19 protein-coding genes and 1 pseudogene are annotated in these 21,649 nt (G+C 65.9%); 6 read left to right on the top strand and 14 right to left on the bottom strand.

Features of this window, described 5'->3' with window-relative positions; all coding sequences use genetic code 11:
• Nucleotides 1–35: 35 nt before the first annotated feature.
• The 3 genes from ABE485_RS13880 to ABE485_RS13870 are packed head-to-tail and all read right to left on the bottom strand — an operon-like array spanning nucleotide 36 to nucleotide 3,398.
• Complete coding sequence (locus ABE485_RS13880; protein ID WP_346515868.1) at nucleotides 36–875, bottom strand: M48 family metallopeptidase; 840 nt, start codon at nucleotides 873–875, stop codon at nucleotides 36–38.
• Nucleotides 876–911: 36 nt separating this feature from the next.
• Entirely contained in the window at nucleotides 912–1,979 is a 1,068-nt protein-coding gene (gene aroC / locus ABE485_RS13875; RefSeq protein ID WP_346515867.1) for a chorismate synthase, read from the bottom strand.
• A 36-nt stretch (nucleotides 1,980–2,015) separates the two neighbouring features.
• Nucleotides 2,016–3,398: a putative bifunctional diguanylate cyclase/phosphodiesterase gene (locus ABE485_RS13870; protein WP_346515866.1), complete on the bottom strand. Its 1,383-nt coding sequence runs from the start codon at nucleotides 3,396–3,398 to the stop codon at nucleotides 2,016–2,018.
• 533 nt (nucleotides 3,399–3,931) lie between these two features.
• Between ABE485_RS13870 and ABE485_RS13865 the strand changes: the two genes are divergently transcribed.
• Nucleotides 3,932–5,902 carry an EAL domain-containing protein gene (locus tag ABE485_RS13865; RefSeq protein ID WP_346515865.1) on the top strand — a complete coding sequence of 657 codons (1,971 nt, stop codon included), beginning with the start codon at nucleotides 3,932–3,934 and terminating at the stop codon, nucleotides 5,900–5,902.
• Nucleotides 5,903–5,910: 8 nt separating this feature from the next.
• The gene (locus tag ABE485_RS13860) at nucleotides 5,911–7,425 is read left to right on the top strand and encodes a sensor histidine kinase (protein WP_346515864.1); all 1,515 of its coding nucleotides are present in this window, start codon (nucleotides 5,911–5,913) and stop codon (nucleotides 7,423–7,425) included.
• 30 nt (nucleotides 7,426–7,455) lie between these two features.
• Here ABE485_RS13860 and ABE485_RS13855 read toward each other — a convergent pair whose 3' ends face one another.
• The 3 genes from ABE485_RS13855 to ABE485_RS13845 form a co-directional block, all read right to left on the bottom strand.
• Nucleotides 7,456–8,175: a response regulator transcription factor gene (locus ABE485_RS13855; protein ID WP_043518814.1), complete on the bottom strand. Its 720-nt coding sequence runs from the start codon at nucleotides 8,173–8,175 to the stop codon at nucleotides 7,456–7,458.
• Between the two features lie 210 nt (nucleotides 8,176–8,385).
• Nucleotides 8,386–9,873, bottom strand: a complete 1,488-nt coding sequence (locus tag ABE485_RS13850) for a protein adenylyltransferase SelO (protein ID WP_346515863.1) — start codon at nucleotides 9,871–9,873, stop codon at nucleotides 8,386–8,388.
• The gene (locus ABE485_RS13845) at nucleotides 9,870–10,241 is read right to left on the bottom strand and encodes a DUF2069 domain-containing protein (protein WP_008164905.1); all 372 of its coding nucleotides are present in this window, start codon (nucleotides 10,239–10,241) and stop codon (nucleotides 9,870–9,872) included. Before ABE485_RS13845 ends, ABE485_RS13850 begins: the two co-directional genes overlap by 4 nt.
• Nucleotides 10,242–10,258: 17 nt before the next feature.
• Here ABE485_RS13845 and ABE485_RS13840 point away from each other — a divergent pair, with 17 nt between their 5' ends.
• Together ABE485_RS13840 and ABE485_RS13835 are read left to right on the top strand one after the other, a co-directional pair.
• The gene (locus tag ABE485_RS13840) at nucleotides 10,259–11,572 is read left to right on the top strand and encodes a YihY family inner membrane protein (protein ID WP_346515862.1); all 1,314 of its coding nucleotides are present in this window, start codon (nucleotides 10,259–10,261) and stop codon (nucleotides 11,570–11,572) included.
• Nucleotides 11,573–11,610: 38 nt separating this feature from the next.
• The gene (locus tag ABE485_RS13835) at nucleotides 11,611–12,069 is read left to right on the top strand and encodes a CBS domain-containing protein (protein WP_043518816.1); all 459 of its coding nucleotides are present in this window, start codon (nucleotides 11,611–11,613) and stop codon (nucleotides 12,067–12,069) included.
• Nucleotides 12,070–12,118: 49 nt separating this feature from the next.
• On the opposite strand, the gene dusA is transcribed toward ABE485_RS13835, so the two are convergent.
• Nucleotides 12,119–13,129, bottom strand: coding sequence for a tRNA dihydrouridine(20/20a) synthase DusA (gene dusA, locus ABE485_RS13830; protein WP_346515861.1), 1,011 nt, complete (start codon nucleotides 13,127–13,129; stop codon nucleotides 12,119–12,121).
• Nucleotides 13,130–13,313: 184 nt separating this feature from the next.
• Here dusA and ABE485_RS13825 point away from each other — a divergent pair, with 184 nt between their 5' ends.
• Together ABE485_RS13825 and ABE485_RS13820 are read left to right on the top strand one after the other, a co-directional pair.
• Nucleotides 13,314–14,282 carry a homoserine kinase gene (locus ABE485_RS13825; RefSeq protein WP_346515860.1) on the top strand — a complete coding sequence of 323 codons (969 nt, stop codon included), beginning with the start codon at nucleotides 13,314–13,316 and terminating at the stop codon, nucleotides 14,280–14,282.
• 65 nt (nucleotides 14,283–14,347) lie between these two features.
• Nucleotides 14,348–15,151 (top strand): BPSS1780 family membrane protein, encoded by an 804-nt coding sequence (locus ABE485_RS13820; RefSeq protein ID WP_346515859.1) that lies wholly within the window; start codon nucleotides 14,348–14,350, stop codon nucleotides 15,149–15,151.
• Nucleotides 15,152–15,157: 6 nt separating this feature from the next.
• Here ABE485_RS13820 and ABE485_RS31235 read toward each other — a convergent pair.
• The 7 genes and pseudogenes from ABE485_RS31235 to ABE485_RS13790 form a co-directional block, all read right to left on the bottom strand.
• Nucleotides 15,158–15,274: pseudogene (locus tag ABE485_RS31235) on the bottom strand (DUF192 domain-containing protein); the annotation flags it as partial.
• A gap of 113 nt (nucleotides 15,275–15,387) precedes the next feature.
• Nucleotides 15,388–16,260: a type II secretion system F family protein gene (locus ABE485_RS13815; protein ID WP_346515858.1), complete on the bottom strand. Its 873-nt coding sequence runs from the start codon at nucleotides 16,258–16,260 to the stop codon at nucleotides 15,388–15,390.
• A 12-nt stretch (nucleotides 16,261–16,272) separates the two neighbouring features.
• Entirely contained in the window at nucleotides 16,273–17,118 is an 846-nt protein-coding gene (locus ABE485_RS13810; RefSeq protein WP_346515857.1) for a type II secretion system F family protein, read from the bottom strand.
• On the bottom strand, nucleotides 17,115–18,806 hold the full coding sequence (locus ABE485_RS13805; protein ID WP_346515856.1) for an ATPase, T2SS/T4P/T4SS family: 1,692 nt from the start codon (nucleotides 18,804–18,806) through the stop codon (nucleotides 17,115–17,117). Before ABE485_RS13805 ends, ABE485_RS13810 begins: the two co-directional genes overlap by 4 nt.
• 4 nt (nucleotides 18,807–18,810) lie before the next feature.
• Nucleotides 18,811–20,172, bottom strand: coding sequence for a type II and III secretion system protein family protein (locus ABE485_RS13800; RefSeq protein ID WP_346515855.1), 1,362 nt, complete (start codon nucleotides 20,170–20,172; stop codon nucleotides 18,811–18,813).
• Nucleotides 20,169–20,975 carry a Flp pilus assembly protein CpaB gene (cpaB, locus tag ABE485_RS13795; protein WP_346515854.1) on the bottom strand — a complete coding sequence of 269 codons (807 nt, stop codon included), beginning with the start codon at nucleotides 20,973–20,975 and terminating at the stop codon, nucleotides 20,169–20,171. Before cpaB ends, ABE485_RS13800 begins: the two co-directional genes overlap by 4 nt.
• Nucleotides 20,972–21,649, bottom strand: coding sequence for a hypothetical protein (locus tag ABE485_RS13790; protein ID WP_346515853.1), 678 nt, complete (start codon nucleotides 21,647–21,649; stop codon nucleotides 20,972–20,974). Before ABE485_RS13790 ends, cpaB begins: the two co-directional genes overlap by 4 nt.

The following is a 21,649-nucleotide window of genomic DNA, read 5'->3' as shown; positions in this document are numbered from 1 at the left end:
GGCCTGAGGCGCCCCGCCCTCGCGGCCGCGTGCCCTCAGCGCGCGGCCTGGCCCTTGGATTGCTCGTACAGCGGCATCACCTTTTGCGCGGCCGCTTGCAGATCACTGATGCGCGAAGCGGCCGATGGGTGCGTCGACAGGATCTCGGGCGGCGCATTGCCCTCGCTGGCCGCCCCCATCTTCTGCCACAGGGTCACCGCGGCGCGCGGGTCATACCCGGCCCTTGCCGCCAGCTCCACCCCCATCCGGTCCGCTTCGGTTTCGTGCGTGCGGCTGTTGGGCAAGGTGAACATCACGCTGGTCAATTGCCCGCCCAGATCGGACGCCGCGGATGAACCGGTGGCGATGGACAGCACCGACAAGCCCAGGTTCGTGGCCATCTGCTGGGAAACGCGCTCGCGCGCGTGCTCACGCAGCGCGTGGGCAATTTCATGGCCCAGCACGGCTGCCAGTTCGTCGTCGCTGGGCTTGATCTTGGAGATCAGCCCGGTGTAGACGGCGATCTTGCCGCCTGGCATGCACCAGGCGTTGATCTCGTCGCTGGACAGCACGTGCACTTCCCATTTCCAGTTCGCGGCGTCCGGGCGAAACACGCCCGCCTGCGCGATCAGGCGTTGGGAAATGGCGCGCGCGCGCGCCAGCTGCTGGGCATCCCGGTCCAACAGGCCCTTGGCCTGCGCCTCTTTCAGGATGTCGGCGTACTGCTGGGTCGCCTCCTGTTCGAGCGCCTGCGACGGCACCATGCTGGACATGTATTGGGTGCGGTTGACGCCCACGGCGCCCGATTGCGTAGTGTTCATGCCCGTGCAGCCCGCCAGTACGGCCAGCGACAGCACGGCTCCGGCATTGCGCAGAAAATGACGCTTCTGGTTCATGTCGGCCTCCAAGCCGTTTCAACAACCGCAAGCGTATCAGACAGGCGCGCCGCACTGCCCGCGATGGCGCAGGGCATGATCGATCAGCACCAGCGCCAGCATCGCTTCGGCGATGGGCGTTGCCCGGATGCCGACGCAAGGATCGTGTCGGCCCAGCGTCTGCACCATCACCGGCTCATTGGCGCGATTGACCGAGCGGCGCTCGACGCGGATGCTGGAGGTGGGCTTGATCGCCAGGGACACCGTGATGGGCTGGCCGGTGGAAATGCCGCCCAGCACGCCGCCCGCGTGATTGGTCAGGAAACCGTCCGGCGTGATCTCGTCGCCGTGTTCCGAGCCGCGCTGCGCGATGCAGTCGAAACCGGCGCCAATGGACACGCCCTTGACGGCGTTCAGCCCCATCATCACATGCGCGATGTCGGCGTCCAGGCGGTCATAGATGGGTTCGCCCCAGCCGGCGGGCAGGTTCTCGGCCACGACTTCGATGCGCGCGCCCACGGAGTCCCCGTCGCGGCGCAACTGGTCCATGTAGGCTTCCAGTTCCGGAACGACGTCGGCGTTGGGCGCATAGAACGGATTGTTGGGCACTTCGTCCCAGGACACGAAAGGAATCGCGACCGGGCCGAGCTGGCTCATGTAGCCGCGCACCTTCACGCCGTATTGCTCCGACAGCCATTTCTTGGCGATGGCGCCGGCCGCCACGGTGGGCGCCGTCAGCCGTGCCGACGACCGTCCGCCGCCGCGCGGGTCGCGCACGCCGAACTTGCGCCAGTAGGCGTAGTCGGCATGGCCGGGCCGGAAGGTGTCGGCAATATTGGAATAGTCCTTGCTGCGCGCATCGGTATTGCGGATCAGCAGACCGATGGGCGTGCCCGTGGTCACGCCTTCGTAGACGCCCGACAGGATCTCGACCTGATCGGCTTCCTGGCGCTGCGTCACGTGGCGCGAGGTGCCGGGACGGCGGCGGTCCAGTTCAAGCTGGATATCGGAGGCGTCCAGCGCCAGTCCCGGAGGACAGCCATCGACCACGCAACCGATGGCCGGCCCGTGAGATTCGCCGAAATTCGTGACGGTAAAGAGAGTACCTAGGGTATTGCCGGGCATAGGGAGTCAACAGGTCGGGTTTGCAAGCAACCCCGATTATGACACCGCCGAGGCCAAAGCCTGGATTTCGGAGGCCGGCGCGGGCCTTCCGAGCAGGAAGCCCTGCATCACCCGACATCCCAGGGATTTCAGGATCTCGCGCTGGCCTTCCGTCTCGACGCCTTCGGCCACCACCGGCAGGCGCATCGCCTGGCAGAGGCCGAACAATGCGGACACGACCTCGCGGCTGCCCGCATCCGATTCCAGCGCTGAAATGAAGCTGCGGTCGATCTTGACCCAGTCGATGGGAAGATGGCGCAGGTGATTCAGGCTGGAATAGCCGCAGCCGAAGTCGTCCAGCGCCACGCCGATGCCCTTGGCGCGCAGCGTGTTCAGGATTTTCACGTGCCGTTCGTAATGCAGGATGAAGATCGATTCGGTGATCTCCAGGACCAGCTTGCGCGGCGACAGGCGGGTCGCGGCCAGCACGTCGGAAACCAGCTGGACCAGGCTGTCCTCGTTCATCTGCTTGACCGACAGGTTCACATGGACGCGCCAGGCCGCCGGCCACAGCGCCGCCTGCGTGCATGCACGCTCCAGGATCCAGGCGCCAAGAGGCACGATCAGGCCGCTGCGTTCGGCCAATTCGATGGTCACGGCGGGGGAAACGCTGCCCAGGACGGGATGATGCCAGCGCAGCAGGGCTTCGCATCCCTGCACCACGCCGGTGCCGCTGTCGCAGACCGGCTGGTAATAGAGTTCGAACTGTTCCATTGCCGGCGTCGTCAGCGCCAGCCTCAAGTCGTTTTCCAGCCCCTGCTGGTCCCGCTGCCGGGCAAGCAGCCGGAAGTCGAAGAGATTCCACCCCGGGCCGCCGCGCTCCTTGAGCGGCACCAGAGCGACCTGCACGCATCGCTGCAGTTCCTCGACGCTGCGGCCGTGCGCGGGGTAGAGCGCCGTTCCGATCCGGAAAACAGCAATAAGGGGACGCCCCCCCAATTCATAGGGCTGACTGAGGTCTTCCAGCAGCTTGGCCGACACCTGGGCCGCGCCCTCCTCGTCCACGCCGGGCACACAGACCGTGAACGAATCGGCGCCGGCGCGCGCCGCCATGCCGCCCAGGGTGCGGGTGACCAGGCTGAGCCGGTCCGCCACCATCACAAGCAGCGCCTGGTCCTCGCCTGCCCGCAGCATGGCGCTGATCTGCGCATAGTGTTCGAAGCTGACCAGGAAAAATGCGCCTTGGCGCTCGGCCCCTTGGGGCTTTCCCAGCCACGCGCGCGCGCGACGATGCAGCTCCTGCTGGCTGAGGAGGCCGGTCAGTTCGTCACGCGTCAGGCGGCGGCGCAGGGCGCGCTCTCTGCGGACGAACAGCAGACTGATCGCTGCAAGTGCGCCCGCGAGCGTCAGGCACAGTGCGAGCAGGTAACTCTCACGCACGGAGCCCCCTATCCCTATCCATCAGCCCCTGGCGTTGCGGCCCGACCACGGGCCCAAGGGCTGTAACATTTTTTAAATTATGCATTGTTTTCGCAAAAAAACGGCACATTTCAGAGGCAACGCGCCCCTTCTTCCTGAGTTCCTTCGAATCGGTAGTTGCTCGCGGCGGGTCATGACGGGTCCTGGATTAGCGGTCGCTGGCCGGTCCTGTTCGCCATGCCTTGCCCTTTCTACGACAGCGGAACCCCAAAAATTAATACGCTGTGTCTCAATAGTTCTCAACGAACCAAATATCACGAACGAAATAATTACATAGCTTGTCCGAAATAAAGGCGGATTTCGTAATATTCTGTGCGTTCTGTGACATGGCGACAGGCAGTGTAAGGGTCGCCAGCAAGGTCTTGGTAACGTGTGTCACGTTTCTTATCCAGGTTTTTATCCCTGTCAGGCGTTTTCGCCGCCCGACGCCCGCCTTTAACCGGAGGCCTCGCGGCGCAGGCAGCCGTGCCAGCCCAGGAGGGATTTGCAAGTACATGCCCACACTACGCCGGCTACTTTTATGTTCCGCCCTTCTGATCGGCTTCATCCTGCTCGGCGCACAGGCCCTGGGGATGCTGGCGGCGCATCGCTATCTGAACGCGCAACTGGCGCAACAAGGCGAGGCAGGCGTCAGGACGCTGGCTTGGGCGCTGTCCCACGGCGCGGGCAGCCCAGGCGAGCAGGCCGAACTTGCGGACGAATTGTTCAGCCAGGGCCTGTACGCGCTGGTGCGTATCACGAACGAAGGAAATCCGGCCGTCATTGAACGCCGCGCGCGCCCCGCCGATGCCGGACGCGACCGCGATTGGCGCGGCGCGTGGCTCAACATGGACGCGCCAGCGATCTCGCGCGAATTCACCGCGGCGGACGGCCGGAGCAAGGGCACCATCACCGTGCAGGCCGATGCCAGGCGCGCACGCGACACACTGTGGCAAGGCGGCATACGCGTACTGGGCCTGGTGCTGGCCGCGGGCGTCTTCTGGGCCATTTTCGCCCTGAGCCTGGTGCGCTGGATCGAGGCGCGGACCTCGCGGGACATCTGCGAACGCGTGCGCGCGCTGGCGCCGGGCAACGATGCGGCCTTGAGCGGGTCGTGCGAGGTCGCGGGAGTCGACCAGGCCCTGGTCGACGCGCAGCGCCGGGTAGCCGCCACAGTCGAGGAACAGAACGCCCGGATCGAATCCCTGCAAAGCGAGATCTACCGGGACCCCATCACCCGGCTGTCCAACCGCAAGCATTTCGTCGATCAGTTCAGGGTGGCCCTGGCGGACAAGACCACCGATACGGGCGGCCATCTGCTGATGTTCCGGCAACGCGACCTTGCGCAAATCAACCGGCATCTGTCGCGCGCGTTCACGGATCAGTGGCTGCGTTCCTCGTCCGACCGCCTGCGCAGGCTGGTGGAAGAGTTCGGCGGGCCGGCGACGCTGATCGCCCGGATCAGCGGGTCGGACTTCGCCCTGCTGCTTCCGCGCACGTCGGCGCCGCAAGCGAGCGTGCTGGCCGAGCGCGTGCGGCGCGAACTGCGGTCGCTGCGCGTGCCGATGGACAAATACGGATGGTGCCGCTGGGCGCTGGCCATGGCGGCCTATGCGCCGGGCGACAACATGAGCGACATTCTGGCGCGCCTGGATCATGCCCTGATGTGCGCGGAAAGCGCAGACGACGATCAGATCGCGCCGGCAAGCCAGGCGGCCGACAGCACGCGCATCGGCGAATACAGCTGGCACGACGCCTTGGTCACGGCCTTGGAGCAGCACCGGTTTTCCCTGTCTGCCCAGCCGCTTCATGACCTGTCCGGCACGGTGCTGCATTACGAAGCCAGCCTGACGCTGCACGACATCTCGGGCACCGACCCCGTGCCGGCATCGATCTTCATGCCACCGGCCGTGCGCCTCGGCTTGTCCGCCGAATGCGATATCCAGGCGATCCGCCTGGGACTGGACTGGCTGTTCACCCACGACGACGCGCTGACGATCCCGGTCTCGCTGGCCACGCTGGCGCAGGGCTCGTTTTTTTCCAGGCTGGAGCGCATGCTTGCCGACCGGCCCGCACTGACGATGCGGCTGATCATCGAAGTCGACGCCGCGGGACTGGTCGAACAGGGCGCCGACCTTCGCCAGCTCTGCGACGTCGTCACCAGCGCCGGCGGCCGCGTCGGCGTGTCGCGGCTTTCACAGCAGTTCGGCGCCATGGAACGCCTGCACGAATTTCCCGTGTCCTACGTCACGCTGTGCGGCAGTTTCATCACCGGACTGCTGCACAGCCCCGGCAGCCAGCATCTGGCCGCCACCGTCGTGGCCACCGCCAAGACGCTGGACATGGCTGTCTACGCCGCGGACGTTCCCGACACCGCCACGCAATTCGTACTGGAAGAAATAGGCGTGCGCGCGATACGCGGGGCTGTCGTAAACTCCGCGCACGCGCACGATCTCGCGCATGACCACCAATGGGTTCCTAGTTGACGGAAGGATTGTTTCTTCGCACCCGCTGGCGTTTCAGCCACCGCCGCGCCGATCAGATCGGCGGCAACCGGCGATTTCCCTGGTCGCGATTGGGGCCGCTGCTGTGCGCGCTGCTCTGGCCGGGATACGCCATGGCCTATGCCCAGATCGGTGGCCATGACACCCTGCCGGGCTTGACCGCAGGCGTGGCGATCGCATGCGCGATGGCCTGTGGCCTGGCCTGGGCCCATACCCGCAACGCAATGTATGCGGCCGGCCTGGCTTTCGCGCTCCTGGAAGGCCTGTTTCGCTCGCTGCCATCGCTGATGCCGCCGGGCGCGCTGCAGGCAGGCTCTTTTGCGGCCTTGCTGGCAGCGACTGCCCCGCTCGTGCAAGGGGCGCGCGCCGCCGGGATCCTGGCCGCGGCATGCCGCTGGAGCAGCATCGTGCTGGCCGGCGTCGCCGCGTTGGCGCTGATTTTCGTCTACGAAACCGAATCCGGCGTGCTGCCGGCATCCATCGCGGGAATCTGCGCCGTGCTCAGCGTGCCCCTGGCGGGATGGTTTCTGGCAAAGGCCGTCCGGCAGGCGGCGGGACGCGCTTCATCCGTCGCGCTGGCGCTTGCGTACGGCGCCTCCGCCTGGATGCTGGCGCACGACGCCTGGGAAGCCGGTGGCGCCGATACCGCGGGCACGACCATCGAATTGCTCAGGCTGATGCTGGTGTCGGGCGCGCTCCTGTGGCTGGCGCTGGACTCGCCCGCGCGCGGCGCCTCAGACCGCAAGGCAAGCGACCACACTGACGCGGAACACCTCGCCCAAGGCGAACTGCGGCTTGCGGAACTCGCTGGCGCGCTGGATACGCAGCGCCAGATGAACGCCCTGATCTCGCACGAACTGCGCGCGCCGCTCGCGACCATCAGCGCGGCGGCCCAGTCGCTGGACATGATTCTTTCCGACAGTGGCGAAACCGTCGACAGCCGCCTGGCCCGCATCCATCGGTCGGTCACGCGGATGACCGAGTTGATGGACCAGTTGCTGAACCAGGACCGGCTGGATGAACAGGCATGGACGCCGCGCGGCGAACAGACCGACATGGCGGAGCTTCTGCGCGATGTCGTGACCGCCATGCAGCCCGATACGGCGCACGCGCTGCTTCTGCAGTCCCAGCCCTCCCTGCCCGTCTATTGCGACCGTCCCCTGACGAGCGTGGTAGTCCGCAACCTGATCCACAACGCGATCAAGTATTCGCCGGCCAATGAGCCTGTGCGGATAGAAACGGGCCACACGCGCGTTGGCGAGCAGCTTATGACCTGGACGGCGGTCATCGACCGCGGCCCAGGCATCGGCGAAGAGGAACAGGCGCGGATCTTCGAGCCGCGCTTTCGGCGCTCCGCGCATCGGGAAACGCCAGGCATGGGGATCGGATTGTTCCTGGCCCGGCGCATCTGCCAAAGCCAGGGCGGGTCGCTGACCATGCAGAGCAAGGTCGGCGTGGGGACGCGCTTCGTCATCACCCTGCCCGCCAACGGAACTGCGGCGTAACCGCGGCGGGCGCCGCGGCCTGGAAGACCGTCAGGCGGCGAACACGTAGCCTTGGCCGCGCACGGACAGAACCGGCAGTTTCAGGCCCGCGCTTTGCGCCTTGGCGCGCAAGCGGCTCACCAGCACATCGATGCGCCGCAGCTCGAAACCGCCGGGGCTGTCGGGCAGGAACAGTTCAGCCAGGGCCTGGCGGCTGACCGCGCTGCCGGCCGCATCCATCAGGGCCACCAGGAACGTGCGTTCCTGGGCGCTCAGGTGCAACGAGGCGCCATCGGGCGCCACCAGAATCCAGCCGCCATCCTGCAAGGACCAATTGGTGTCGGCGGACGCGCGCGTTTCGGCATCGGCGGGACGCGGCGCCTTCGCAAGACGCATGCGGCGCGCCAGGCTGCGAATGACCGAACTGAGTTCGAGCAGGTCGACGGGCTTGGTCATGTAGACATCGGCGCCCCCTTCCAGCCCCCGCACGCGGTCTTCCAGGGCGCTGCGGCCCGTCAGCATGACGATGCCCACGGGGCTCAAGGCGCGCAGCCGGGTCGCGACCGAAAAGCCGTCTTCGCCGGGAAGATGGGCATCCAGTATGACGATATCGCAAGGCTGTTCCTGCAGCCGGCGATAAAACGCGACCGCGTTGTCGCAAGCGAACGCCACTCGGAAACCGTAACCGCCCAGACCCAACGCCAACTCCTCCCGGAAGTCGGCGTCGTCCTCAAGCAGGCCGATACATAGCAAACCATCTGCGCCAGGCATATTCAGAGTGCTTTATTTTGAAATTTTCGACGGATACCCCTGGAGACCCCATCGCAAAATAGGCCCCGGAACCGGCAATCTTACGACTTTTACAATGGAAACGAATGATTGCAGTGAAAAAAACGGGGATATTTCACTTTTTTGCCGGTTTTTTTTCATAAACCGCGCTCTGGCGCCAAGCCCGCAGCCGGTTACTGCCGGATTATGCAATCAGGATGAGCAGCTGACCTCAATCCCGCCGGCCCAGTCGGGCGGCAAGCCCGCATAGCGCTCATAACCTTCCTGCTCCACAAATGGATTGCGCAGCAGTTTCATCAGCGTATCGATTTCACTGGCGTCGCCGGTTTTCGCCGCCCGGATCGCCTCTTCCGCCAGGTGATTGCGCAGGACATATAGCGGATTGACGCCGTTCATCCCGGCAACCGTTTCCTCTACGGACCGGCCATCCTGGGCGTGGCGGGCTATCAGGCGGTCCAGCCATGCCGCGGCGGCGGGTCGGTCGATGAACAGGTCTTCGAACGCGCTGCGCCGCCCCTGCAAGGCGTCTGCCAGACGCCGCCAGGTCAGGGTGAAATCGGCCTGGTTGGCGTCCATCAGCTTCAGCAGGTCGTCCAGCAGCGCTTCATCCGCGGGCAGCCAGGCGGCCAATCCCATCTTGGCCCCCATGCGGTCATGGAAGGCGCGCGTGAATACCGCTTCGAATTCGTCCAGCACGGCGCGCAAGGCGTCCGCATCCTGCACCAGCATATGCAAACTGCCGCCCAGGCGGTACAGATTCCATAGCGCCACCGACGGCTGGCGGTTCCAGGAATAGCGCCCTTCAGAGTCGGAATGGTTGCAGACGTGTCCCAGGCGGAATCCGTCCATGAACCCGTAAGGCCCATAATCCAGCGTCAGTCCAAGAATGGACATATTGTCCGTATTCATGACGCCGTGGCAAAACCCCACCGCCTGCCAATCCGCCATCAGCAGCGCCGTGCGCCGAGTCACCGCCCTGAGAAGGTGAATATATGGCGCGGTGTCAGCCGGCGATTCACCGGCAGGCGCTTCGCGGCATTCCGGATAATATCGGTCGATCACATAATCGGCGAGCGTCCGGAGCATGTCCGGCTGGCGACGCGAAGACCAGTGCTCGAACGACCCGAACCGCACGAAACTCGGCGACATCCGGGTCACGATGGCCGCGGTCTCGACCGTTTCCCGCATGACGGGATCATCGGAAACCACCAGCGCCAGCGCCCGCGTCGTCGGCACGCCAAGTCCGTGCATGGCCTCGCTGGCCAGATACTCGCGGACGGACGAGCGCAGCACGGCCCGGCCGTCGCCCATGCGGGAATACGGCGTCATGCCCGATCCCTTGAGCTGCAGCTCCCAGCCCCCTTGCGGCCCCTGCACCTCGCCCAGCAGGTGGGCGCGGCCATCGCCGAGCTGCCCCGCCCAGACACCAAACTGATGACCGCTGTAGACGGCGGCAAGGGTATCGCCGCCCGGCAGCGGGCGGGCGCCGGAAAAGACGTCCAGGAACTCCGGCGTCGCCAAGGCCGCGGGATCCAGGCCGATCAGGGCCGCCGCATCCGCGTTGGCGTGCAGAAGTCGCGGGTTGTTCAACCCCTGAGGCGCCAGGCGGGTATAGAAAGCCGCAGGCAGGGCCGCAAAGGAATTGACGGCCCGCAGTTCGGTCAGAGAAAGGGCACTCATGCGCGTTGGCTCCGGGCGGCCCGCTTGGCGGGACGCACATAGAAAATGGCGCTCAGGAAGAACGTGGCCGACAACAGGATCTCGCCCCAGGCCATCAGGACGGACAGCGGCGCCGGATCGGACATGGCGCGCACCACCCCTTCCATCAGGTACAGCAGCGACAGCATGGCCGCCCACTGGTAAGTATAGAGATTGCCGCGCACGATGCCGCGCAGCGGAAATGCCAGCGGCAAGGCCTTCAGGAACATCCAGGATCCCCCGGGCCGCACGGGCGCCACCACGGTTTCCCAGGCGACGCAAAGTACGATCAGGGCAAACAATGAAACCGATGCCAGCAGGCGCAAACGGGGGTTGAGTTCAGGGTTCATGCTGCTATTATCGCCTGATGAATCGCCCCGCCGAGCCCTCCGCCGCTACGCCGGCGGCTTCTGAACCACCGACCTCGCGCACTTCATGGGTCGCCAGGGCTGGACGCATATTTCGTTTCGTCGCACAACGCGCCAACGAAGAAAAACTGCTCCAGGTCGCATCCAGCCTTACCTTCACGACGGTCCTGGCGATCGTCCCCATGCTGGCGGTGGTGCTGTCGCTGTTCACCGCCTTTCCCGTCTTCCAGGAATTCCGGGTCGCCCTCGAGGACTTCCTGACCAACAGCCTGATGCCCCCGTCCGTTTCGGACAACATCATGGACTACCTGAACCAGTTTGCGCGCCAGGCATCGCGCCTGACGGCAATCGGCGGCGCCTTCCTGCTGGTCACCTCGCTGCTGCTGATCATGACCATCGACCAGGCCTTCAACGACATCTGGCGCGTCTCGCGCCAGCGTCCGTTGCCGCAGCGGGCGCTGGTGTACTGGGCCATCATCACGCTGGGCCCGGTGCTTGCAGGCGCAAGCCTGTGGGCGACGTCTTTCGTGGCCCGCGAATCGCTGGGGCTGGTCCAGGACGTGCCCGAGGCCGTCAGCGTCGCCATTTCCTTCATTCCGCTGGTCTTGACGGGCCTGGGCTTCGCGGCGCTGTTCGTCGTCGTCCCGAACCGCGACGTCCTGTGGCGGGACGCGCTGGTGGGCGGCTGTGTCACCGCCATCGTGCTGGAAATCATGAAGTCGGCGTTCGCCTACTACCTGACCCGGTTTCCCACCTACACGATCATCTATGGCGCCTTCGCGACCCTGCCGATCTTCCTGCTGTGGATCTACCTGTCCTGGCTGGCAGTGCTGCTGGGCGCGACGCTGGCTTCAAGCGCGCCGCTGATCAGGTTGGGACGTTGGAAAATCAACCGCTATCCCGGCGCGCCCTTCGTGGATGCGCTGGATGCCCTGCGCGCCTTGCGCAAGGCCCAGCTGTCCAAACCGGGAGGCCTGCCAGCGAACGCGCTGGCGTCGCAGTTGCGGCTGCACCAGGACGAACTGGACGAAGTGCTGGAATCGCTCGGCACCATGGGCCTGGTCACGCGCAGCCCCGACGACAACTGGATGCTCACGTGCGATGCCCGGGAAACCTCGATGGCGCCGGTGGTGGACCATTTCCTGCTTGATCGCCGCCAGCCGCGCGTACGCAACGATCCCGACATATTGCGGGTCGCCGCGTCCGTGGATTCCCAGCAAAATAGCCCGACGCTGGAAGAACTCTGCGGAGAAGCGCAAAATACGGGAAATGGAGTCGCTCCCGTACTGCAATTGGAAGCGAACAAGAAATAGCAAAGCATTCGGGCGTAGTCCGCCCACAGGAGATACCGATGTTGAAGGTCAGCGAGATTTTGCGCGTCAAGGGCGACACGCTCTATACGGCGTCGCCGGACATGCCTGTGTCACAGGCCGTGCAAACCATGAGCGAACAGGACATAGGCTCGCTCGTGATCATGGAATTCGGCACCCTGACTGGCATGCTCACGTTCCGCGAAATCATCCGCCACATGCACGCGCATGGCGGAGCCGGCGAAACGACCATCCGCTCGATCATGGACGACGCGCCTGTCAGCGTGTCCCCCAACACCAGCGCCGACGAAGTCCAGCGCCTGATGCTGGAAAAGCACGCGCGCTACATCCCCGTCATGGACGGCCCGACGCTCATGGGCGTGATTTCCTTCTATGACATGGCCCAGGCCATCGTCGCGGCCCAGCAGTTCGAAAACAACATGCTGAAGGCCTATATCCGCGACTGGCCCACGGAAAGCGCCGAACCCGCTCAGTCCTGAGTTCAGCCAGGCCTACCTGGGCCCGACCCGGCCAGGCTCTCGGCGGGGGTCAGGCCGGCGCCGATTCGAACGCGGCGTCGCGCGCACCCGGCGCGTGCCGCTGGCTGCGCCACGCGTCGTAGATCAGTTCCGGATTGTTGGCGGCCAGCAAGGCCGGGTCCGACAACATGCGGCGCCAGCGGCGCGCACCCGATTGTCCGTTCACCAGCCCCAGCATCGGACGCGTCATCACCCGCAACGGCACGCCCTTGGCAACCTGCCTGGCGGCGTATTCCGTCATGGCGTCCACGACCTGCGCGTCGCTGGGCAACCGGACGGACGGCCACAGCTGCAAAGAGACTTCGGAAAGGACACGCGGCGTATGCCAGGCAGCGCGGCCCAGCATGACACCGTCAAAGGTCTCAGCCGCCCGCACCGACTGCCCGGCGTCGCCCAGCCCGCCATTAAGCACAAAGGTGCAATCCGGAAAATCGCGCTTGAGCTGCCCCACCACGTCATAGCGCAAGGGAGGGATCTCTCGGTTGTCCTTGGGGGACAGCCCCTTGAGGACGGCATTGCGGGCGTGGGCGATGAAAACCCGGCATCCCGTGTCATAGATCTTGCCGACGAAATCGCGGACGAAGTCATAGGACTCGTCATAATCCAGGCCCAGCCGGTGCTTCACCGTGACAGGGATATCCACCGCGTCCTGCATGGCTTTCATGCAGTCGGCCACCAGGGCCGGCTCCGCCATCAGGCAGGCGCCGAATGCCCCTTTTTGCACGCGTTCCGACGGACAGCCGCAATTGAGGTTGATTTCGTCATAGCCCCATTGCCGGCCCAACCGCGCCGACTGGGCCAGGGCCTCGGGCTCGCTGCCGCCAAGCTGCAGCGCCACGGGGTGCTCGGCTTCGTCAAAGTCCAGGTGGCGCGCGACATTGCCGTACAGCAGCGCACCCGTGGTGATCATTTCCGTGTACAGGCGTGCGCGAGGGGCCAGCAGCCGGTGAAAGTAACGGCAATGGCGGTCGGTAACGTCAATCATCGGGGCGACGCATAGCCGCCAATCGGGGGAGTCCAAGAATCACTCAACAAAACAAGGGGATGCGGTATTTTACGGTGCTTGGCGGCATTATGTCCGGAGCTCGGAATCGTCCGCCCCCCGAACGGCCGCCGGGGCCGGCCGGCCATGTGGTCTAAAATTGCGCCGCCGCCGCCGTACAGGCATGTCCGAGCGTCCGTTAACCCCTCACACCCGAACATCCATGGCCGTATTCACCCCCGTTTCCGACGACGACGCGCGCGCCCTCCTGGCGCATTTCGATCTGGGCGAGTTCGTCTCGCTTCGAGGAATCACGGCGGGCATCGAGAACACCAACTATTTCCTGTACACGACCCGGGGCGAGTACGTCCTGACGCTGTTCGAAGTACTGACTCACGCCCAACTGCCCTTTTACATCGAGTTGATGTATCACCTGGCCGAGCGCGGCATTCCGGTCCCCCAGCCTCAGACCCTGCGCGACGGCACCCGCCTGACGACGCTGCACGGCAAGCCCTGCGCGATTGTTTCGCGCCTGCCCGGCGGCTACGAACCCGCGCCGGGCGCGGCCCACTGCGCACTGGCGGGCGCCACGCTGGCACGCGCCCACCTGGCGGCCCAGGACTTCCCCATCCGCCAGCCCAATTTGCGCGGACTCTCGTGGTGGCAGGAAACGGCGCCCAAGGTCATGCCATTCCTGGACGCGCCCCAGGCCCAGCTGCTGAGTTCGGAGCTGGCCGCGCAGCAGGCGGCCGCCGCCACCCCGGCGTGGCAGGCGTTGCCGACGGGGCCGGCCCATTGCGACCTGTTCCGCGACAACGTTCTCTTTGCCGGCACTTTCGAGGATCCGCTCATGGGCGGCATCATCGACTTCTACTTCGCGGGCTGCGACACCTGGCTGTTCGACGTGGCGGTCAGCGTCAATGACTGGTGCATCGAGCGCGACACGGGCGAATTCATCCCTGAACTGGTCGACTCCTGGCTCAATGCCTACGCCGCCGTGCGGCCCTTCACCGACGGCGAACGCGAAGCCTGGCCGCTCATGCTGCGGGCGGCGGCCCTGAGGTTCTGGCTATCCCGGCTGTACGACTTTTTCCTGCCCCGACCGGCCCAGACCCTCAAGCCGCACGACCCCCGCCACTTCGAAAGAGTGTTGCAAGCGCGCCACCGCCCGGATCTGCCAATATTGCCGTAACCAGTACGCCCCCCATAATGGGAGCAGCACCTCCCTTTTGAGAGAAAATTCCCTTTCAGAGAGCCATGCAAGCAGCATTTCTACCCGCGACGTCCGGCTGGCTTTGGGTTCGAGACGGATTCCGTCTGTTCCGAAAGCAACCCCTGGCCATGTTCACCTGGGCCATGGCCATCAGCCTCCTTGTCGTCTTCGCCACCGCAACGCCGCCGGTCGGCCCGATGCTGGTCGTGGCCCTGATGCCGATCATCACCCTGATGACCCTGTCCGCGTGCAAGCACGTGGAAGCCGACCGCGTCATGCTGCCCTCCATGTGGGGCAAGCCGCTCAAGCAGCCGGGCGTATTCAGGAAGCTGTTCCTGATGGGCGTGCTCTATGCAGCGCTCTGCATGGTGACCGGGCTGATCATTTTCCTGCCCTTCACCGACGCGATGATGGAAGGCATGCGCATCGCCTCCGTCGAAAAGAGCATGGAGCCCATACTCTCGGCCATGGCTTTGCCGCTTACGCTGTTCGCGATCTGCTACGTGGTGATTGCCGCGCTGTTCTGGCATGCCCCCGTGCTGGTGGCCTGGCACGGTCTGCGCCTGACGCAGGCGCTGTTCTTCTCAGGTATCGCCTGCTGGCGGAACAAGCTGCCTTTCCTGGTCTATGGCGGCTGCTGGATCCTGGTGTTCCTGTTCATCGACCTTTGCGCCGGGCTGCTGGTGGCCGTCGGCCTGTCTCCCCAGATGGCAGGCACGCTGCAGATCCCATTCAATATTGCCGCGGGCGGCGTACTTTACTGCAGCTTCTATCCGGCCTACACCTCCGTGTTCGGCATCAATAACGCCAGCACGCATCTCGACAACGGCAACGGCGCGCAGGCATAGCGCCACGCGGCCAGGCGCCAGGGCGCTGCGCCGCGCCACCACCCGCCCTTCCCGCGAAATGAACGCCACATCGATGGCGTACCGCATGCCAAAGGTGTGCACCGCGGCGCACGGCATCAGCATGACGCCGCTGCGCGGACCGGGCTCTTTGCGGCCCAGCAAGCCGCGCATCCTGCCGCGCCAGCCCCTGATCACCAGCAAGCGAAGGCGGTCTGTCCGCCACGGCCCGGCCCCGTTCATTGCACGCTCCGCAGCAGCTGCACTGCGATCGGAAAAGCCAGCACGATGAACGTGCACGGAAAGATGCAGCCGATCAGGGGCAACAGCATCTTCACCGGCGCCTGCATCGCCAATTGTTCCGCCCGCATGTGACGATCGCTGCGGCATTGCGCGGCTTGCGCGCGCAACACCGGCGCCAGGCTTGCCCCCAGGGCTTCGGCCTGTGCCAGGGCAGCCACCCAGTTGCGTGCTATCGGACTGTTGCTGCGCTCGGCCAGCCCCCTGATCGCAGCGAGTCTTGATACGCCCGCCCGCATCTCGGCCAAGGCATCCGTCAGCGCGTCGCGCAAGACGCCGGGCGGCCCGCTCTGTGCCGCCAATTGCAGGGCCCCCTGAACGCTCAGGCCCGCTTCGACGCACAGCGTCATCATGTCGAACACGAAGGGCAGGTCCCGTTCGATGTCGCGTCGCCTGCGGACGCCCAGGCGTCTCAGCCACAGGGCTGGCGCCATCCCCGCGGCCAGCGCGGCAGCCCCGGCCCAGGGCATCCACGCAAGCGAGTCCGCCGCGGCCAGCGCCAACGCGGCCATTGCCGCCAGCCCGCCCCCGGCAACCGCGGCACTTGCGCAGAGCGCCGCGAGATGCGCATAGTTCACTCCCGCTGGCAACGCCGCTTGCTCGATGGCGCGCGTCAGCCTGAGCCGCCAGCGCCATGAACACAAGGGGCCAGCCAGCGGCGCCACCGCCGAAATCCACGGCCAGGCCGCCTTCCACCACCAGGGCATGGCCGCGGAGGCTTCCTGGTCTTCATGCAGCAGCGGCCGCAGCAGGGCCCAGGCAAGCCATGCGGTTCCTGCAGCCGTGGTCAACATGCCCAAATAAAGCCACATTTCGGCCTCCCGTCAGATGTCGATTCGCATGATGCGCCGGATAAGCAGCACACCGGCGATTTCCAGCACCGCCACAATGGCCAGCACGCCCCACCCCATGGGGGTGTGCCACAGCAGCCCCATGGTTTCGGGCTCCAGGCGGTCGAGCACCGCCAGCAACAGCAAAGGCAGCGCGCCGACGATCCAGGCCTGCAGGCGCCCCTGCGACGTCAGCGCCCGCAGTTTGGCTTGCAGCTGCAGCCTGGCACGCAAGGTCTGGGCAATGCTTTCCAGTGCTTCGGCCAGGTTGCCGCCGGTCTTGGCCGCGATCCGCATTGCCGCGACGACCAACGACGTCGAATCCGCCGGCATCCTGGCCTGAAGGTTGTCGAGCGCGGCATCCCATGGCACGCCCAGGCGCTGTTCCCGCAGCATCAGGCCGAACTCCTGCGCCAGCGGCGCCCCGCTCTGATCCACGACATGACGCAACCCGGTGGTCAACGCAACGCCCGCCCTTAGCGCGGACGCCAGCATCAGCAAGGCCATGGGCAACTGTTCTTCAAAGCGCCGTGCACGCCGGCGGCGCAACCCGTCCACCAGCATCCGAGGCGCGCGCGCCGCCAGCGCCGCAAACAGCGCAGCGAGCATGCCGCTGCCCGTCGCGGCGAAGGCCGCCACCGCGGCCACCACCGCGCAGCTGACGGCTCCTGCCCATAGCTGCGCGGGGTCGATGAACAGGAACACTTCGCTCAACCGAACACCCGCTTCCTGGGTATAGACTTCGCGGTAGCGCCGCAGCGCCGGCGCGAACCAGTTCTGGGCACGCCAGGCCAGCAATCCAACGCACAGCATGGCGGCTCCCGCAGCGACCCAGATCACGGCAGGCCTTGAGGAAAGGCGCCGGCCGCCGGCGCCCCGCCCGCTGCGTCGGAAAACCACGCGGATTCAAGCGCCACACCCAACTCCGCCCATTCCTGCGCGAAGCTGGGCAGACCACCGCAGCCGACGAACCCCCGAGTGCGCTCATGGCGGAACAGGTCCTGCAACTGGATGCGTCCGCTCTCCATGCCGGACACCTCGACGACGGATGTCACGATGCGGCGTCCGTCCGTCAGCCGCGCCTGTTGCACCACGATATCCACGCTGGCGGCGATGTGTTCGCGCACGGCGGACAGCGGCAGGTCCAGACCGGCCATCAGGATCATGGACTCCAGGCGCGCCAAGGCATCGCGCGGCGAATTGGCGTGCAAGGTGGTGAGCGACCCTTCATGTCCGGTGTTCATGGCGGTCAGCATGTCGAATGCCTCGGCCCCGCGGCATTCGCCCACGACGATGCGGTCCGGCCGCATGCGCAAGGCGTTGCGAACAAGCTCGCGGATATCAATGCGGCCACGGCCCTCCTGGTTTGCCGGACGCGCTTCCAGCCCCACAAGGTGATCGTGGTTCAGACGCAGCTCCGCAGCATCCTCGATCGTGATGACCCGCTCGCCGTCCGGGATTTCGTTGGACAGGATGTTCAGCAGCGTGGTCTTGCCGGCCCCGGTTCCCCCCGAAACCACCAGGTTCTTGCGCATCCTTACGCAAAGCGCAAGGAACTGCGCCATGGGACTGCTCAGGGCGCCCCACGCGATCAGGTCAGGCATCTGCGGACGCTGCTGCGGGAACTTCCGTATGGTCAGGCTGGCGCCCTTCATTGCCACCGGAGGAATGATGGCGTGCACGCGCGATCCGTCCGGCAGGCGCGCGTCCACCATGGGTGAGCTTTCGTCGATGCGCCGGCCAAGCGGGGTCACGATGCGTTCTATCACCCAGCGTACGGACTGCTCGCTGGTGAACGCCGCCTGCTGGCGCCACAGGCGCCCCGCACGCTCGACGTAGATCTCGTCGTAGCGATTCACCATGATCTCGGTGATGTCGGCAGCGGCAAGCAAAGGTTCGAGCGGCCCCAGGCCTACTGCTTCATCCAGCACATCGCGGCAAAGCGATGCCCTGTCCGCATCCACGGGAAGTTCGGCATCCGCAGCAACGATATGCGTCAGAAGACGCTCGGCTTCGGCGCGCAGCATGCCGTCGCTCATTCCGGCCACGTCGCGCCGACGCAGGTCCAGCGCGCTCAGCAATGCCGCGTGCAAGCGGCGGCGGTCATGCAGGCGGCGGCGCGACGGCGCTGGTTGCGGGACGGGCGGCGCGGGAGAACCGGCGTCGACGCGAAGTGGATCCGGAGCCCCGGCTTCGCGCAATGCCGTGGCCGCCGCGCCATCCCGCGCCGCGATTTCCGGTTCCACCAAGGACACCCTTAGCCGGCAAGGCCCGATCAGGATCTCGTCGTCAGGCAACACCGGCGCATGGCGCACGACGCGCACGCCATTCACCATGGTTCCCGCGAGCGTGCCCAGGTCTTCGAGAACGATGTCGGACTCTTCGCGCAGCAGTCGGGCGTGCTGACGCCCGACGCGCCAGGTCGGGATGCGCAAGCCGCAATGCGCTCCCCGTCCGATCAGCACCGGTGCGGGAATGTCCAGGCTGCGCGTGACGGCATCTTCGAAGGTCAGTTCTATCTTCAGCATCAGGTCACTCCGATATGGATGGGCTGACGCCATCCGGCCTGCCTGCCCATTGAGAACCCGAACCCGAATAAGGATCCCAACCGCCGGCATTGACAGGCGCCGTGGTGCCCAGTTGAGGCGCTTCGGGGAATGCGGCCTGCAGCGTCTCTCGCCCGCGCCGCACCCGGCCTTCCATGGCCGGGTCACCCTGCGACACGATCTTCGGCGTCACGAAAATCGCCAGTTCGGTTTCGCGCCGCTGATAGCGACGCGACGAAAACAGCGCGCCCAGGATGGGAATATTCTGCAGCCCGGGCAGGCCGCTGGTTTCATTGCCCTGCTCCCGCGACAGGAACCCGCCGATGACCAGCGTGTTGCCGGACCGGACGTTGAACTCGGTGGACGCCCGGCGTGTGCGCAACGCCGGCCCGCCGGGCAGGCTCAGCGAGGTATCCACCGAGCTGGCCTCCACTTCGATCAAGGACCGAATGACGCCGTTGCGGTCTATCCTGGGCGTGATGTTCAGCGAAACCCCGTAAGGCTTGAACAGGGTCGTAGGGTTGCCGCGGGCGTCGGTGGAGGCATAGGGCACCTCTCCGCCGGCCAGGAAGGTCGCGCTGGCCCCGCTGCGCGCAAGCAGCTGCGGCTGCGCCAGCATGACGGCTTCCCCGGTCTGGGCCAGCGCCGCAATGCGCGCCGACAGCAAAGCGTTGACACCGAAGTACCCCGCCGCGGCCGAGGCCGGGCCTGCGGTTTCAATGATCTGCTCGCCCGGCCGCGTCATGCGGCCGCGAGATCCGGCATCCCAGGCCAGGCCGGCGTTGACGCCGCCTTGCGTCATTCCGTCCCAGCGCACGCCGAACTCCTGCAATCGCGAGGTCGGGATTTCAACCACTTGCACGTCCAGCAGCACCATGCGATCCCAGCCCACCTGCCCCGTGAAATCCAGCACGTCGGGATAGCGCTCCGCCAAGGCTGCGATGCGGGCGCGGTCGTCGTCGGAAAGGTCGTCGCCCTCGATCAGGATGCGTCCGCCGACACTCGTACTGCGAGCGCCAGGTATGCGCGAGAGCAAGCTCCGGACTTCATCGCGCAAGCGTGGCGTTCCCGAGGGCACAACCCGCAGTTCGTAGGCGGCAATCTGGTCGCGGCCTGCCCAGACATGCACGGAAGACACTCCTTCCGCCCGGGCAAAGACCACGACCTCGCGCCCTTCCGCAGCCACCGCGCTAAGCACCTGGCTGTTGCCGATAGCGACTCGCCTGACACCGGGATGCGGCAAGACGCGCGTTTCGCCGACTTGCAGCTCAAGCACTTCGGTTGCGGACCAGGCAGGCACCGATGCAAGACATAGGCACAACACCAGGATTCTTTGGACGCGGATCATGGGCGCTCCGCATCGAAACCGGTCCGCCCTTCCAGGCGATCGCCGTAGAGGATGGCCACCCCGGGGGCAGGTTTGGGATCCCGGTCCAGGCCCACGAGCGACGCGAGATCGCTTTGGGCCGGCATGTTGACAGCCGCCGCGTCGTCGCGATTGCGCAACATGACGGTCAGGGCGCCGGCTTGCCGCGCCGCGATGAACCGCAACGCTTCATCAGGTGTGGCCGCCAAGGTGACATTGCCAGAACCGTCAGCCCCATTACCCACGGTCAGCACGCGCATGCCCTGCAGCAACGGGACGGTAAGGTCTCGCTGACGATGGGCGAAGGTCGCGTAGATATCGATCGAATCGCCCGCTTGCAGCTTGTCCGCAAGGCCGCCCAGATCGCCTGCGGCGACGGTAAGCGCCCGTTGGCCGGTCCGAAGTCGGGACGACAAGGTGGGGACCGGGGCATTGAAGGTCAGAAATCCACGCAATAGCGGTTCGCCATGGGCAACGTCGGCGAGGAGCGTGGCCCCGAGGACGCTGCTCAGCTCCATAGGGTCCACACTGGCCCCGGGCGCCCAGGGCTGAGGGATCTCACGCACCGCCACATGCACCTCTTCCAGCAGCGTCCCGGCCGGCAGGTCGTACGCTGCCACGAGACGTCTCACCAAGGGCGTGCGGGCCTCGGCCTCCAGCGCCTGAACCCGTTGCTGCACGTGCTCTCGGACCGCCCAGGCGGCGACAAGGCCGGCGATCACGGCCAGGAGATAGACGCTTGCCCGGCGCAGGCGCGCCGCCCCGCGGATGATCCGGTCCTTCATGGCGCCCACCCATTTACCCGCAGTCCCGTGCCAGCGTCCAGGGGAACCAGCCACAGCTTCATGCGTTCGCGCTCCCGGCCCCACCACTGCTCGACACCGGCATGCGCTCCGCGCGCCTGATCGACGCCCCCCGTACCAAGACGGGTCCAGCCGTCCTGGCGCAAGTTCGCCTCGATGAGCCGCGCCATCTTGTCGGGAGGCAGCGCGTGCTGCCAGATGCGTTCGGACATCTTGGCGCCGTGCTCCATCACGGAAACATCCAGTCTGAGGCGCGCCCCATCCGGCAGCCAGGCCGGCCGTGGGACCGAGGGAGCAGCCCGGACGCTCATGGTCGATATGCTCCCGACCGTGCGTTCGGCGCCCGCCGCTTCCATCCTGGCGATCCAATGCTCATCGCCGACCAGCCCCGAAAGGATCAGTTGTCCCGGCAGCACATGCAGATCCGCCAAGGCCGGCTGCTGGCCGGACAGAGCGCGAGCCACGGCGGCCGGTCTTTGGGGCACGTCAAACACCAGGACCTGTGCGGGCACCCCATGAAGCCACACGCGCTCGGCCAGCAATTCGTGCGTCGATCCCGCGGGAAAGCGCATGCGTTCCAGGCCAATGGCGCCCCCAGAGGCGCTTGCGTCCAACGGCATGGCCATCAGCCCTATGTACATACCGATGACGGACAA

The sequence above is a fragment of the Achromobacter spanius genome (genome assembly GCF_039673305.1).
Classification (GTDB): domain Bacteria; phylum Pseudomonadota; class Gammaproteobacteria; order Burkholderiales; family Burkholderiaceae_B; genus Achromobacter; species Achromobacter spanius_F.
This window is presented reverse-complemented; position numbering and strand designations above follow the sequence as displayed.